Origin of the sequence: Acaryochloris sp. CCMEE 5410, assembly GCF_000238775.2 — a bacterium.
In the GTDB taxonomy this organism is placed as follows: domain Bacteria; phylum Cyanobacteriota; class Cyanobacteriia; order Thermosynechococcales; family Thermosynechococcaceae; genus Acaryochloris.
Genome location: NZ_AFEJ02000001.1, coordinates 2,224,865 through 2,240,105 on the forward strand (window position 1 = coordinate 2,224,865; position 15,241 = coordinate 2,240,105).

At 47.4% G+C, this 15,241-nt stretch carries 12 protein-coding genes and 1 tRNA gene; 7 read left to right on the top strand and 6 right to left on the bottom strand.

Going from position 1 to position 15,241, the window contains the following annotated elements; translation table 11 throughout:
• Positions 1 to 27: 27 nt before the first annotated feature.
• Both mazG and ON05_RS09980 read right to left on the bottom strand, forming a co-directional pair.
• A complete protein-coding gene (mazG, locus tag ON05_RS09975) occupies positions 28 to 1,236 on the bottom strand; it encodes a nucleoside triphosphate pyrophosphohydrolase (RefSeq protein WP_236618854.1) in 1,209 nt (402 codons plus the stop codon).
• Positions 1,237 to 1,341: 105 nt separating this feature from the next.
• The gene (locus ON05_RS09980; RefSeq protein WP_010470033.1) at positions 1,342 to 1,857 is read right to left on the bottom strand and encodes a metal-binding protein; all 516 of its coding nucleotides are present in this window, start codon (positions 1,855 to 1,857) and stop codon (positions 1,342 to 1,344) included.
• Positions 1,858 to 1,963: 106 nt separating this feature from the next.
• On the opposite strand from ON05_RS09980, the gene ON05_RS09985 reads away from it, so the two are divergent.
• Together ON05_RS09985 and ON05_RS09990 are read left to right on the top strand one after the other, a co-directional pair.
• Positions 1,964 to 2,036: transfer RNA gene (locus ON05_RS09985), tRNA-Val, on the top strand.
• A gap of 1,977 nt (positions 2,037 to 4,013) precedes the next feature.
• Positions 4,014 to 5,756 carry a matrixin family metalloprotease gene (locus tag ON05_RS09990; RefSeq protein WP_010470270.1) on the top strand — a complete coding sequence of 581 codons (1,743 nt, stop codon included), beginning with the start codon at positions 4,014 to 4,016 and terminating at the stop codon, positions 5,754 to 5,756.
• A gap of 493 nt (positions 5,757 to 6,249) precedes the next feature.
• Here the strand turns inward: ON05_RS09990 and ON05_RS09995 are convergent, their stop codons facing one another.
• The 3 genes from ON05_RS09995 to ON05_RS10005 form a co-directional block, all read right to left on the bottom strand.
• Entirely contained in the window at positions 6,250 to 7,113 is an 864-nt protein-coding gene (locus tag ON05_RS09995) for a VanW family protein (protein ID WP_010470268.1), read from the bottom strand.
• Positions 7,114 to 7,231: 118 nt separating this feature from the next.
• Positions 7,232 to 8,029: an ABC transporter ATP-binding protein gene (locus tag ON05_RS10000; RefSeq protein ID WP_010470266.1), complete on the bottom strand. Its 798-nt coding sequence runs from the start codon at positions 8,027 to 8,029 to the stop codon at positions 7,232 to 7,234.
• Positions 8,019 to 9,455, bottom strand: coding sequence for a branched-chain amino acid ABC transporter permease (locus ON05_RS10005; protein WP_010470264.1), 1,437 nt, complete (start codon positions 9,453 to 9,455; stop codon positions 8,019 to 8,021). Before ON05_RS10005 ends, ON05_RS10000 begins: the two co-directional genes overlap by 11 nt.
• Before the next feature lie 181 nt (positions 9,456 to 9,636).
• Between ON05_RS10005 and ON05_RS10010 the strand changes: the two genes are divergently transcribed.
• Complete coding sequence (locus tag ON05_RS10010; RefSeq protein ID WP_010470262.1) at positions 9,637 to 11,226, top strand: glucose-6-phosphate isomerase; 1,590 nt, start codon at positions 9,637 to 9,639, stop codon at positions 11,224 to 11,226.
• 175 nt (positions 11,227 to 11,401) lie between these two features.
• On the top strand, positions 11,402 to 12,304 hold the full coding sequence (locus ON05_RS10015) for an FHA domain-containing protein (protein WP_010470260.1): 903 nt from the start codon (positions 11,402 to 11,404) through the stop codon (positions 12,302 to 12,304).
• Positions 12,305 to 12,328: 24 nt separating this feature from the next.
• Here the strand turns inward: ON05_RS10015 and ON05_RS10020 are convergent, their stop codons facing one another.
• Positions 12,329 to 13,228 carry an AEC family transporter gene (locus tag ON05_RS10020; protein WP_010470258.1) on the bottom strand — a complete coding sequence of 300 codons (900 nt, stop codon included), beginning with the start codon at positions 13,226 to 13,228 and terminating at the stop codon, positions 12,329 to 12,331.
• A gap of 73 nt (positions 13,229 to 13,301) precedes the next feature.
• Between ON05_RS10020 and ON05_RS10025 the strand changes: the two genes are divergently transcribed.
• From ON05_RS10025 to ON05_RS10035, 3 genes are all read left to right on the top strand, one after another.
• Positions 13,302 to 13,721 carry a DUF2809 domain-containing protein gene (locus tag ON05_RS10025; RefSeq protein WP_010470257.1) on the top strand — a complete coding sequence of 140 codons (420 nt, stop codon included), beginning with the start codon at positions 13,302 to 13,304 and terminating at the stop codon, positions 13,719 to 13,721.
• Between the two features lie 117 nt (positions 13,722 to 13,838).
• A complete protein-coding gene (gene yaaA / locus ON05_RS10030; RefSeq protein WP_010470255.1) occupies positions 13,839 to 14,597 on the top strand; it encodes a peroxide stress protein YaaA in 759 nt (252 codons plus the stop codon).
• A 7-nt stretch (positions 14,598 to 14,604) separates the two neighbouring features.
• Complete coding sequence (locus tag ON05_RS10035) at positions 14,605 to 15,234, top strand: class I SAM-dependent methyltransferase (RefSeq protein ID WP_010470253.1); 630 nt, start codon at positions 14,605 to 14,607, stop codon at positions 15,232 to 15,234.
• Positions 15,235 to 15,241: the final 7 nt, after the last annotated feature.

Here is a 15,241-nt window from a genome sequence, read left to right on the forward strand (position 1 = left end):
CAGACTATTCCTTAACTGTAATCCGAATTAGGTAGAAGACAATTCAGGATTCGCTGGGTCAGTAGCCGGTTCGCTAGTTTCTGGGGCAACGAAAGCTGTAGGTAACCCTTCCGTCAGAGCAGATGCGTTGTCTATTACACCTGCTGTATCCGTTGAATCTAACTGCTGCTTGGCTGCTTGCCATAAAGCTTCTAATTCTTCAAAAGAATGCTCTGCCAGAGGCTTGGTCGCTTGCGACTCAATATTAGCGATGCGGTCAATCAACTTCTTATTCGTACTCCGCAGAGCAGAGGTGGGATCGAGCTGGCACCACCGCGCCACATTTACCAGGGTAAAGAAGAGATCTCCCAACTCCGAGAGCTGATGTTCTGTATCGCTTTGCAGCAAAGATTCCTGAAATTCAGCCAGTTCCTCGTAGAACTTTGTCCAAACATCATTAAGATCTTGCCATTCTAGTCCAGCGGCGGCGGCCTTCTCGGACAGTTTTAACCCTGCCATTAAAGGCGGCAAGCTACGGGTATATCGCTGCATCTTGTCACTCAACGCCTGGGGTTGATCAGCCGATTCACCTTTTTCTGCAGCTTTGATCTCTTCCCAATTGGCCCGCACTTCCTCAATGCTATTAGCTTCCACATCCGCGAAGACATGGGGATGGCGACGAATCAGCTTTTTGGTAATGCCTTGGGCAATCTCTTCTAGACTAAACTGATCTTGCTCGCAAGCAATTTGGGCTTGTAGAACCACCTGCAAAAGTAAATCGCCTAACTCTTCGGTAATGGCCTCTGTACTGCCGGACTGAATGGCGTCGATAGTTTCGTAAGCTTCTTCAATAATATAGGGAGTGAGACTTTGAGGCGTTTGCTCTAGATCCCAGGGGCAGCCTCCATCGGGAGACCTTAGCTTAGCCACCACTTCCACCAGCTGCTGAACGGCGATGGTCACTGCAGAGACCTGGGCAGGCAAGTACACATTGGCTGGGTAGGAAATGCCCTTCTTCTCACCAATCTGCTCTAGGGTCGTTTGCGACAGTTGCGGCTCTTCAGCCGTTAGCTCGCCCACAATACTGACGGGATAATCTAAAGGGAACGCGGCTTGCAAGGCAGCATGTAGCGTTCGCATCATCGAGGCAGACTCAACCTGAGTAATTAGTATGGGAACGTGGAGCTGGACACCCTCAGTCAAGACACTGGCTGCCGTGACGATTTGCAATCTGGCTGGAGTTTCGGGACTAGGCATGGCATCACAATTGTGAGGGCTAACCATATGATGCGTTATTTACCAGTTATATAGCCAGTAATTCAAGTGAAGTGATAAAGATTACTGACAACGAAGGTGAAAACACTACAGTTTGAGCCGTTTTAAGGTTGACTTGCATAGCGATCCAAGGCCATCACTAAAAGAATGGCTCATGGCTCCTATTTCTAGTCCGAGTAAAATAGCCAGTCCTTCGGATAGATATTGCTGACGATACAACTCTGCCTGTTGCAAGAGTTGTTGACGGTTCACAGGGATGCCCCAAACTTGGGTGAGCAAGAGTCCTGCTAGTATAGCCCCCAACCCGAGCCAGATGCCTAGATAAAGCAATCTTAGTATCGTGCCAATAATGGGGCCATGAGATAGCCAGGATCGATGATGTAATACCTTGCGGTAGGGTAACCAAATAACGCGCAGCCATCCCCACCGTTTGTATTGGATGGAGTAGATATCGAGATCCGGGCCAAACATCAATCCACTGAATAGAAAGGCACCACTGAGACTGAGGGTCAGGCTTGCACTCCGACTCAAAACTAGGGTAACAATAGCAATACCAGGAAGCATCCCTAAGGTGATTTGATCATGGGTGCGGCCAGAGGGCATAGGAGAAAACGGAGCAAAGTTGCATCCATTATGCTGGATTTGTTGGATTTGTGGGTAAACCTGGCAACAGTCTGCTACAATACATTTTCGATTGCTTCAATCGTAAGGGCGATTAGCTCAGTTGGTAGAGCGCTTCGTTTACACCGAAGATGTCGGCGGTTCGAGCCCGTCATCGCCCATTTAATTGAAAGCTTAAACCTTCTAAGAGTTCTATTTAGTTTCTAACGGGGCTGTTTGGCATAAATCTCATTGAAGTTGTCTTCGCTGGGGATTATGTTTACGAGAAAACAATGTCGTGGCTAGCGTACTAGTGACCCCCAAGAACTAGAAATAGCACCTCAGGTTGCCTGAAATATCAATGTTGGTGATTGTTTGTGTGCAGACAAAGCATACATATTAGGGAAAATACCAACAAAATTGCCCTGATGTTTGTGGTTCCTCTTGGTTCGGAACAAGCATTAAACTCAAACATGCTAGAGACGATATTTTTTCTGCATTTATAAGTAAAAAATCTCATAAATCAACATCATCAAAATTCAGAGAATTTGATCGAACAAAAAAATTCAAACCTGGGAGCAATGCTTTGACAACCTATCTTGGTGTTGCAAGTGTTAACTGTCATGATTGGAATTCTGAAATATTGAGGGATGAAAATTTTTGATACTTAGAAGAAAAATCTTCTATATCTGACCCTATTTAAATTGACTGATATAGAAGATGTAATTAAATTTTAGACTTCATATTTTTATGTGGTTGTCTAGCGCTCTCTTCTGAATAGATGGGAATATCTCTAAAGAAATAATTGGGAATAAAAGGAACCGTAAAATAAATGCTTTTATTATAGAAAAATTTATACTGTGAAGTTATACAAAAAAATCCATAAGTTATACCAATCAGTGTTGTTCTTAAACATTATCTCAGACAGGGTGTTGCCATACTGATTCACAGAAGAAAGTTTAGCTGCTTTTGATTGTGAGATTGGTGGCTGGAAGCTATATGCTCTAAAGTCATCAGCATATATGATCATGGATTGACTAAGCTATATAGGGGAATAGGTCTAGATATGTTTGTAGATAATTAATTTCTAAAGAATGAATGAATCATCTCAAATCTATCCTTAAAAATTAATTTCATATGAATGAAATTAATTTTTAAGGTCTTTGCCGAAGCTATTAGTTTATGATTCTATCCGCTTTTACTTTAAGTTTATAAATGAGCAGATCTGCTAGAAACTTTTCTTTCTTTTTCTGAGGAATATCTATAGAACCATAAGTAATAAGGTACTATATGGCTGGCAATCATCATTCAACTCTTCAAAGCAATAATCGTTTCCAAAAATGTTCAAGAAGTAACAGTAATCTAAAAGTAATTAGGTGTTCAGGCATAGAGATAGTCTTCATCCAACAGTCTATGTCAGCGCTTCAATCTCAATCTTTGATGCCTAGCCTTCCTAGGCTGTACTCAGCCTATACACAGATATAACGCCAAGAGCTAACCGTGCCGAGGGGCTTAGACATTGAACATAGTGCCTGCGGCTATCACCTAGTTGAGTACAAAGCTTCAATGCTCCTGCTAGATCAGGGACTGCATTTTTAAACGGCTCATATTGCCATCAAGATAGTTGGAGTTGCCCTCAACATGGGTTGGAGTAATGTAAGTCCGACTCTTAAATGCCCAGATCTCTGATCAAAAATGGCATCACTATTCCTTGTAATAATACAAGTTTTCAGTTGTCGGTTGCCTGCACAATCTTTCTGAAATTTTTTTGGTGTCAGTAGACTTCCTTTGACACTTCAAGTTCTTAGATTGAGCATCAGCAATTTTATTCTCCATTGATGCAAAAACTATTTCAGTAGTGGTTGATGAGATGAAGAATTGAAAGATAAATCTAGACAATACCCTAACTAGAGCTATATGGAGTACCAAAACAATAATATTCTCAAGAAAAATATTTTGTGATTAGGGAATTTAAATGTCAACTCAAAATCTATTGATCTAGTCAGTAGATGCAAATAGATAATCTTCCTCGCTATATCGGTATCCTGAATTACTTCACAGGTGTATCAACTATATGATAAAACCTCTAAGGATATACGGATTTAAAGGGGGAGCTTATGTCTCTAAAACTTGTAAGTTACTGATCCTTAGGAGGATATATGCGTCAATCATTTCAGCTTAATTTTGAGCATGAGTTGGAATCTCCAATTGAAAGCTTGAATGACCTGAAAGTTGGTTCAACCTCACAAGCATCTGTCGATATCAAAAGTGACAATATTGATATTGCCCCACAGCAAATCCTAGAACTCTCTGAGTTAGGTACTAAAGTCAATCTTCCTGATATTCAGACTTTCATCTCGATACCACTTTTTTCGGCTGAGCCATCCACACAAGACACTACATTAGAGAAAAATGTGGGAACTCCAGCTCCAAAGACGCTAGAAAGTGGTTATTGCTGTTTATGTACTGCTTGCGGAACTGCACATAGCCATGGTGCAAGGTTTCAGACAGGTGGATCGTTTGCTCAATTTAATGACAGTAATGGGCGATTCAAATGGAACCAGCCTGGAGGAAGCGGGAACGCAGTCAATATTACATACAGTTTTGCACCTAGTTTTCAATTAAATGGGTTATCAGATAGCCAGGCGAAATCTCTCTTCCGCGAGGCTCTGGGTGTTTGGGCAGATTATGCTCCATTAAATTTCCGAGAAGTTCAAGATCCTGGGAATGGCAGCGACGTTGATATCCGGGTCGGAGCTGAGTTTATTGATGGTCGTAGTGGTACCTTGGCTTTCGCATTTTTCCCGCGAGGCGGTGATCAAACCTACGATACTGGCGAAACTTGGAATGCTGGCTTATTTCTAGAAACCGCTGTTCATGAAACGGGCCATAGTCTCGGCCTTGGGCATGAATCTGGAGTGGATGCGATTATGAATCCCTCGATTCAACGGCGGTTTAGTGGGGCGGGCACTGCGTTCTTGCTACAGGATGATATCAATGGAATTCGCAGTCTTTATGGCAGTGGTACTGGGTCTGTTAGTCCCTTATCACCTTCTCCGACTCCAACCCCAGCTCCAGCCCCAGCCCCGGCTCCAGCCCCAGCTCCGGCCCCAGCCCCGGCTCCGGTGCCAACGCCCACTCCTACTCCAACACCAACTCCGACACCGACTCCAACACCAACTCCATCACCAAGCCCAACACCAACTCCATCACCGAGTCCTACGCCTGGTGACAACCGGATTGATGGCACTAATCGGAATGATGTCTTACGTGGTGGATCCCGTAATGATGTGATTCGGGGATTTGGTGGTAATGATTTGATCAGTGGTCGAAGGGGAAATGATCGCCTGTTTGGGGGAAGTGGCAACGATCGTATGTTTGGTGGCTCGGGTAACGATGTGATGTCTGGCGATGGTGGTAGCGATCGTATGAGTGGTGGCTCGGGTAATGACCGTATGTTTGGCGGCTCAGGCAATGACCGTATCGACGGCGACTCGGGCAACGATGTATTGAATGGTGGCTCAGGCAATGACTCTCTATTTGGGGGAAATGGCCGCGATCGATTAATTGGTGTCAATACCAGTGATGCTAAACCCGGTGTCGGAGAGATTGATTTCCTGCGAGGGGGAAGAGATGCAGATGTCTTTGTCTTGGGAGATAGCCAAAAGGTTTATTATGCTGACGGTCCAGCAACCAGTAATTATGCAGTGGTACAAGACTTCACACCCAATCAGGGAGATGTATTGCAACTGAATGGCTCAGCCAGCGATTATTCATTAGGGGTTTCACAGTCCAGTGGAACGGCCCTGATTTATGAAGGGGGGAGTTCTCGTGAAGTCATCGCGATTATCCAAGGCACGACTAACTTTAGTCTGAACAGTAGTGCAGTCCGGTACGTGTAGGTAATCGCCGATAGGGGCCATCGGGTCTCGATTCAGTAAGGCTAGCTGGAGTAGCGAATCTTATACATTGGTTTGCTACTCCAGCAATATGGATAGCTTGTGGAAATGTTTACCCCCTGTGAAAGACGGGCTCTGATAGAGCCGGGAGGGTCTTCATAAGATTTTCTTATAAGCTTTGGTCTTGACCTTCAAGGTAACTTTAACGATTAACTTGTGTATACGTTCTGTTCAAGAACTGATGGGTTCCCCGACTGAGATAGCACCTTGTCATGAAAAAACCAACAGTTCACCCCCATGCTTCTGTCAAAAATCCTCTATGGTCTGATTTAGATCGATACTGTGCATCGTTGAGTATGGTTAGTGCTCTTGCTGTGATCATTTTGGCTCCTGTAACCTGTGGTGGCCCTACAGCCACGCTTGTGTTTTCTGGCGAGACGACGAGTCCTCCAATCAGAAACCTTAAAATATGAGTCTTTGCAGTATCCCCAGCTTATTAGGAATGGACTGAGGATTTAGAAGATGACACCTCGTCCCCACTACTTAGCAAGGGTGAATACATCATGAGTGCGTGGTTCTCAGTAATAAATTCATCTGGGAAAACCTCATCGGTCAATACATGACGTTTTTTCCGAAAAATCTGGTTGTGGCGCATATATCGACCAGCAACAGGACCCGTAATTTGGTGATTGCGCTCCAAGATGTCGTAATGATAGGGACATTTTGTATCCGATCGCAGCTCGCCACATAGGTCTGTGTCCGTTAACCAGAGACATAGTTGAAAGGGTTGGTGAGTGTTGTTTTCTAGCTGTAAATCAATATAGTTATAGGCGACCGTTGCCCCACTGCCAAAGGGAAGGGAACGATTGAGATCGGGAAAGACATCATAGCTGTGTCGCCAGCGTTCTTTAATGGTTAGGGGAGAATGTAGAGCCATCCAATATATCAGATTGGCTAACTGGCACAGTCCACCTCCATACCCTGATTTCACTTGGCCATTGTTCAAGGTCATACCCAATTTGAATCCGCGTCGTTTGGTGGGATTGCCGACTAAATACCAAAAGGAGAAAACCTCTCCGGGATAAATGATGACTGGGTTGATGCAATTAATGGCTAGCTGTAAATTAGTGACTTTGTTGTGCTGCAGCCACATGTCTACGTCTTTAAGTTGGCGTAGTAAAAAAGACTGATGGGAAAATACTGTGATAGGTAAGCGATTGGCCCCCTTGGGGACTGCAAACTTTGTCCCTGAAAACTGCCATTCCCACTTTCGTTTTTGAATGTAATATTGTCGACCTAGCAATAATCTCAGGCGAGTGCGTTGCTGAGGCTGGGGCTGTTGAAGGTAGATCACAGGCAAGTTTCGCGATTGAAATCTTGTCTTAGTGATAGCAAGGCTAGGGTGGGTTAGCTGTGATCTTTAACAGCAAGATATAGATCAGCACTTTTTTGACAATGGCTGCTCCTATCGTCTGACGTTACTGTCCTAGATAGGCTTCTAGCACTTCTTTGTTGGCTTGGATCTCTGCGGGGGTGCCTTCGGCTAGATTTTGTCCCTCGGCCAATACCCAGACGCGATCGCACAGGGACATAATCACATCCATATTGTGCTCAATAATCAAGAAGGTAATGCCGTTGTCATTCCACCGATTGATATGGCCACAGATTTGCTGAATTAGGGTGGGGTTCACTCCTGCAGCAGGCTCATCCAACAACATCAGCTTGGGATCCGCCATTAGACCTCGGGCCATTTCCAGCAGCTTGCGCTGACCACCAGAGAGGGCACCCGCATAGTCATTCACTTTGGCGGCTAGGCCCACGGATTCCAGAATGATATGGGCTTTTTCCTTTAGCTCTTTTTCTTGCCGACGGATGATATGGGCTTGGAAAAAGGTATTTTGCAATTTTTCCCCGGTTTGGTGGGGGGCGGCCAGCAGCATGTTCTCTAAGACCGAGAGCCGAGACAGAACGCGAGCTACTTGAAAGGTACGAATCATGCCCTGGAGGGCAATTTTATGGGGCTGCAGACGCTCGATGGGCTTCCCGTTGAAAATAATCCGACCGTGGTCTGGGGGAATGAAGTTACAGAGCAAATTAAATAGAGTGGTTTTCCCGGCGCCGTTAGGACCGATTAACCCGATAATCTTGCCTTCGGGGACATGGAGTTCAGCATTATTAACAGCTTGGATACCGCCAAAGGCTTTGGAGAGTCCCTGGGCGGTCAACAGCATTTTTTCTGGCTGGACTGGAGGGGCGGGCTGGCGCTTATCTTCCAAGGGTGAGTTCCTCCTTTTTACCCAGCAGACCTTGGGGTCGCCACATCATCAAAACAATCAACATCAGGCCAATCACCATGACCCGAAAAGCCCCCAATCGCGCATCATCTAGGGGCAGGATATTGGGCAAGATAAACCGAGTCACCTCATTGTAGGCCCAGAAAATTCCAGCTCCCAGCAGGGTGCCCACGTTATTGCCTGCGCCTCCAGCCACAATAATAATCCAGGCTTGGAAGGTGAGGAGGGGAATAAAGCCATCGGGATTGATAAAGGTGAGCTGCCAGGCATAAAAGGATCCGGCAATACCTGCGATCGCACCGCCTAACATAAAGGACTGTAGCTTATAGCGAAAGACATCTTTCCCCAGGGCTTTGGCAACTTCCTCATCTTCTCGAATCGAGGTTAATACGCGACCCCAGGGCGAATTGACCCAGCGCTCCAACTGCCAAAAGACCAAGGCAATAGTCAAAATCAGCAGCCATAGCAGTCCCGCTTTGTAGGTGTAGTCGATAATGCCCATGATGTGAACCCCAAAAAACATCACCACTAATCCCATTCCCATGGAAACGGCGAGTAGGCTGAGGTGGGTCCCCATGGACTGGGTGCGGAGTTGCTGCAAGGGTCGCCGACAGGACGCATAGACCAGAATAACCCCCACAATTCCTAAAGGCGCGACCATGGCGAACCGCATCACCAGCAAGACGATTTCCTGTAAAGCCGACGGCAGCTCAACGGTGAGGCTGAGGGAAAAGGAAAACCACCAGCAGGCGGCAACGCCAACTAAACAGATGACATAGCCGACAAATAGAGGGAGAGACAAGGGGGGACGTCCCTCTCGTTGAGGTTGCTGTAGGAGCCATTGCCACAGTCGCCACAGGGCCAGACCCAAGACCAGGACTAAGGAGGCAATCATCCCTCCTTGAATCACTAAATTAGGCTCTAGTTTCTCTAAGGGGAGGGGATAGTTAAAGACGCCTCGCGGTCCTCGGGTCAGCCATTCTTCATTGACGGCTACCAAGCGAACCACTTCCGAGACGCCAATGGTGACAATGGAGAGGTAATCTTCCCGAAGTCGTAGCGTACTGGTGCCGATGGCTAATCCCAGTAGCGCAGCCAAGGAGGCCCCAATCAGCACGGCAATCACTAAGGGAACCTGTTCAGGCAACGTATCCCCTAGAAAGTCCAACACAGAGACCAGCCCCTCTTGGCTGGCAATCGCTGGATATTGCTCCATCAGCCGCTGGGGCATTTCTTTGATGAAGTTGGGCAGGGTCAAGGCAATGGTGGTGTAGGCTCCAATCGCCATAAAGGCGATATGACCAAAGTTAATGAGCCCGGTGTAACCCCACTGTAAATTCAGTCCTAGACTGAATAGAGCATAAATGGTGGTGAACAGCGCCAGAGAAACAAAATAGCCAACTTCCATAGGCTTGGGAGGGGGTAAAAGCGCAGGTGCGCCGCCTAAATCAACGTCTTCAGGATTTTATCAGGCTAGGGGATATTTCCTCTGCTCAGAAATGCTAAAGCCCATCCGAATATTTGGTCACCTTTTTGGCCCTCACGCTATGGTTTAATCATCAACAAATCATTGCACTCAGGAACGATATATGGATGCAGCCGCCCTTTGGCAACGCTATCAAGATTGGCTTTATTACCACGAGCAGCTGGGTATCTATGTAGACATCAGCCGCATGAGTTTTGATGATGCATTTGTGGAACGCTTGGAGCCTAAGTTTGTAAAGGCGTTCAAAGAAATGGATGCCCTGGAAGCGGGTGCGATCGCAAATCCTGACGAAAATCGTATGGTGGGCCATTATTGGCTCCGAGACTCCAATCTCGCCCCCACCCCTGAATTAAAAAAAGAAATCGTTACCACGCTAGAAAAAATAGAAGCCTTTGCGGCGGATATTCATGCTGGACGGATTAAGCCCGCCACCGCCCCCCGCTTTACCGATGTAATTTCCATTGGCATTGGTGGGTCGTCATTGGGACCTCAGTTTGTGTCCCAAGCCTTGGCCGTGCTCCATCCTGCTTTAGAGCTGCATTTTATCGATAACACCGATCCGGCGGGCATTGATTATATTTTGGACCGGGTCCAAGATCGCTTAGATACAACCCTGGTAGTCACCATTTCTAAGTCTGGCGGCACACCTGAGACGCGAAATGGCATGTTAGAAGCGAAAAACCGCTTCAAAAATTTGGGATTAGATTTTCCCAAGCATGCCATTGCTGTTACGGGGTATGGCAGTAAACTGGCCCAAATTGCTGAAGATGAGGGCTGGTTAGCCATGCTCCCCATGCATGACTGGGTTGGGGGCAGAACCTCTGAACTGTCTGCGGTGGGTTTGGTGCCAGCTTCCTTGCAGGGCATTGCCATTCGAGAGATGCTGGCCGGGGCCAAAGCCATGGATGAAGCCACCCGTGTGCATGATCTCAAAACCAATCCCGCCGCCTTGTTAGCCTTGTCTTGGTATTTTGCCGGGGAAGGGGCAGGCAAAAAAGACATGGTGATTTTGCCTTATAAGGACAGCCTGATGTTATTTAGCCGTTACCTTCAACAGCTGGTAATGGAGTCCCTAGGTAAAGAAAAAGATCTGGACGACAAAATTGTCCATCAAGGCATTGCGGTGTATGGCAACAAAGGTTCAACGGATCAACATGCCTATGTCCAAGAACTGCGGGAAGGTATTCCTAACTTCTTCCTGACCTTTATCGAGGTCTTAAAAGATCGGGACGGCCCCCGTTTTGAAGTGGAACCGGGGGTGACCTCCGGGGATTACTTATCGGGATTTCTCTTAGGGACTCGGGAAGCGCTATATGAGAAGCGGCGTGATTCCATTACCGTGACTTTGCCAGAAGTGACCTCCAAACAGGTGGGGGCTTTGATTGCTCTATATGAGCGGGCTGTGGGCCTCTATGCGTCCTTAATTAATGTCAATGCCTATCACCAACCGGGTGTTGAAGCAGGCAAGAAAGCCGCAACGGATACCATTGCTTTGCAAAATAAAATTGTGCAAATCCTCAGGAATACCCTAACGCCATTACCTATCACCAGTTTGGCTGATAAGGCCGAAGCCCCGGACAAAATAGAAACGGTCTATAAAATTGTCCGGCATCTCGCCGCCAATAAACGGGGGGTTGAGCTATATGGTAATCCAGCTGAACCAGGGAGCCTCCAGGTCACGCTCAAGGGCTAGTAAGCCTAACCTTAAATAACCGCATCAACGGGCCTCTGCATCCAGAGACCCGTTTTTATTTTGGTTGCGACATGGCAAAAATCATCCAGAATCTTTCTCTGAAATGTTCATTAACCGGATGGGAATTCCCATACTAAATCTATGGCCCTTATGCCCTTGCATTTAAATCTCAACCATGACGTCTTCCCCTGCGCCCCAATTGATTATTACTGGCGAGATTCCACAACAAATTGATCTCACCAGCCAAAAAACTTGGACCCTAGGACGAAGTTCGATTAATTCGATTGTGTTGGCGGAAGGGGCCGTATCTCGGCATCATGCCAAGCTAGAGGTTGTGGATAATCGGCATTGCTACTTTGTGGATCTCAATAGCAGTAATGGTTCCCAACTGAATCAGAAGCGGGTCACAGAGCCGTTGCTGCTCAAACATGGCGATGTGATTACCATCGGATCCACTGATATCCGATTTCACTTTCCCTATGTCACCCATTCTGGGTCTACGATTCCGTTTCGTCCTAAGCAGGTGTTGATGATGCAGGAGTCGGCCACTCAAGGCATCATTTGGCAGGAGATTCTCTGTTCTCAGGGATTTGACGTCCATTGGTTGCCCCCTTCTGCCAACATCCAACAGCGCATGAACTTGGATGCGGCGGCTAATGTTCTACCCGATTTACTGTTGGTGGATATCGAAGCGTATAAAGGGGATGCCTTAGCATTGTGTGCTTGGTGTCGGGATACGTACCCCCAACTGCCCTTATTTTTGACCCTGAGTACCATCGCGTCTGCTTCCATCGTGGAGACGAATGCAACTCTGCCCACGGGAACGGGGAAAATATTGCCCGCTTTTCCTTGCGATCAGCTATCCCTGAAAATTGGCACTTTTGTGCAATCCCTAGAATCTGTCCTAGAGGGCATGGGAGGCTGCACCTTGAATCAGCAGGATCTAATGGCGGCTCTGGCCAGCTTGGATCAGATTCTCAGTCGTTCCAGCATTCCCATTGGTGCTTCTCCGACCGTTGAGGATGATCTAGATGAATTTACGATTCTAAATAATAAGAAAAATCCCCAGGCTAGTTAAGGCTGACTCAGCAATCTTTGCCCCTCAAGGACTGATCGATGGGATCAGCCCCAACAGTATGGGTAAGGTGACCAGGCTGAGTAAGGTGGAGCCGATAATGGAGCGGGCAACCCGGGCGGGCTCTCCACCAAACTCATTGACCCAAATCAGGGTATTGACGGCAGTGGGCATGGCACTTTGAAGCACAAGCACCTGTAAATCTAGAGGGGCGAGTCGTAGACTGGTGCCGATGCCTAGGGCGATCAGAGGCGCGAGGAGCAGCCGCAGGCTGGCAGCCATCAGTTCATACTGGCCAATTTGTAGTGGGTTTTGGGCCAACTGCATACCTAGGGTGACGAGGGCAATAGGGATGGCTGCATTCCCCAACATGGCGATTCCCTCATCGAGACGGAAGGGTAGCTGAAGTCCTGAGACCTGGAGCAGTAACCCGGCCAGCATGGCCCAAAATAGTGGTAGTTTGAAGGTTAGCACAAGACCAGCACGAAGCCCTGATGTATTCAGTAACGCTGGTCCTACCCCTGCCATCAAAATGGCGGCGGAAATGAGATAAATAATCGCCCGCTCCAATCCCGCTGCCCCTAAGGTAAAGGAGACCATCGGCAAACCCAGGTTACCGACATTGCCAAAGAGGGTGGTGGCCAGCAGACTCATTTTGACCGGGAGGGAAAGTTTTAACCCTCGGCTGATCAGCAGAACGATCACTGCTAGGGTCAGGGTGGTGAGCAGATATCCGGCAATCAACCCTGCTGCACTCTGGAGGGACAAGGTATTGCGATAGAGGCTACTGGCAATCAGGGCTGGGACCAGGATATAGATGGCCAGATGGGATAAGGTTTGGTAGTCCAGCTTTAGGGTTTTGCCTGCTAGATAACCAATGCAGATAATAAGGCTGACTGGCAGGATGGCAGGGAGTAAGGCAGTCATCGCAGCCCTCAATCAATGGGTAAAGTCATCCTAGGTTGGATTTACGCGAGCGTCACTCGGAGCGTTGATTGTCATGTCTAAACGACCAACCCCACCCTATCGTCCCTATCGCCAAGCATTGGCTGTCTGTATGGCGGTGATTGTGCCCTTGGGATTGGCCCTTAAGTTTTACCAGGGACCAGGACAGTCATGGCTTAATAATACGTTCGGCGGGGTTCCCTATGAGATTTTCTTTGTTTTGCTGGCGGCCTATATCTGGCCTGCGGTCTCTCCTGGAAAAATTGCGATCGCAGTCTGTTTAGCCACCTGTGGAGTGGAATTTTTACAGCTGTGGCAACCGGCTTGGCTACAGGCCATTCGAGCCACTTTGCCAGGACGCTTGGTTTTAGGCACTACCTTTAGCTGGACGGACTTTCCCTACTATTTTGTCGGCAGTGGGTTGGGATGGTTAGGATTGCGATGGCTCCAGCGAAAACTATATCGCACCTATTAATTCGCTCCATTTATTTTAGGTATAAAACATCAGATGCTGATCCGCCTCATAAATCTGCCGTGGTAAATTGTCAGATGCGCGTGTAGCGCCAGTCCCGATGCCAGCAGGAGTAGCGCCATGTTAATGATCATCTCCCCCTCTAAAACGCAAAACTTTGATCCGCCCCCTGCAATCGACTACACGGTCCCTGCTCAGTCTGTGCAAACCCAAACATTGGTTCAACAGCTTCGGGACTATAGTCCTGAAGAGTTGGGTAAGCTGATGAAAATTAGCCCCAAACTCTCCGATCTCAACTGGCAACGCTACCAAGACTTTCAGGATTCGTTTACCCAGGACAATGCCAAGCAAGCTCTTTTAGCGTTTAAAGGAGATGTCTATAACGGGATTGAGGTCGATACTTACACGTCAGAGGATTTTTCCTTTGCCCAGACTCATCTTCGTATTCTGTCCGGGTTATATGGTCTCCTCAAGCCCCTGGATTTGATTCAGCCCTATCGGTTAGAGATGGGAACTAAACTACAGACAGACAAAGGCAAAACCCTCTATGACTTTTGGGGCACTCAAATTACGGACGCACTGAATGCTGATTTAGACCCAGAGATGACCCTAGTGAACCTAGCTTCAGGGGAATATTTCAAGGCAATTCAGCCTCCACATCTCAAAGGCAAGGTCCTCAATATTGCCTTTAAAGAAAATAAGAATGGCACCTATAAAGTGATTGGAATTCATGCCAAACGCGCCCGAGGGCTGATGGTAAACTACGCCATCCAAAACCGCATCACCGCCCCCGAAAGACTGCAAACCTTCGATGTAGAAGGGTATGCATTTAACCCTAGTCTTTCAAAGGACACCGAATGGGCCTTTTGTCGGGATTAAGAGTGCCATGCAGTCTTCTCTTCAGGCTTTTGTGGCCAAACAACTCGGACATCCCTCTGGCTTTTGTGGACGGCTGCTGCTGCGGCTCCTCAATCGAGAAAATGCAGGCATGCATCAACTGGCCTTTGAGCAACTGGCGATACGTCAGGGCGATCGCATCCTTGAAATCGGGTTTGGTGGTGGGAGCTTGTTAGCTCGAATCCTACAAACAGGTTTACCAGAGAGGGTTGTGGGCGTTGATTATGCTGAAGATGCTTTGAAAGTTGCACAGAAAAAACTACGACAATATATCCAGTCTGGCCAACTATCCCTTCAGCAAGGCAATGCCAACCATCTTTCCTTTCCTGACCAGCAGTTCGATCACATTTGTACGGTCAATACCCTCTACTTTTGGCCGGATGCTCAAACTGTGTTTCAAGAATGCTATCGCGTGTTAAGACCGTCAGGAACAGTGGTCGTTTGTTACAACACCAAAGACTTTCTGGAAGAACAAGGATTAATCCAGCAAGGATTTACAGGGTATGACGTGGAAACCGTAGAAAAACTACTAAGCCAGGCAGGATTCCAATCCTTACAAACTCTATCTGGTCAAGATTCCAGCAACGGGCAATATTATTGCACCTGTGGAAAACGGTGACATTGAA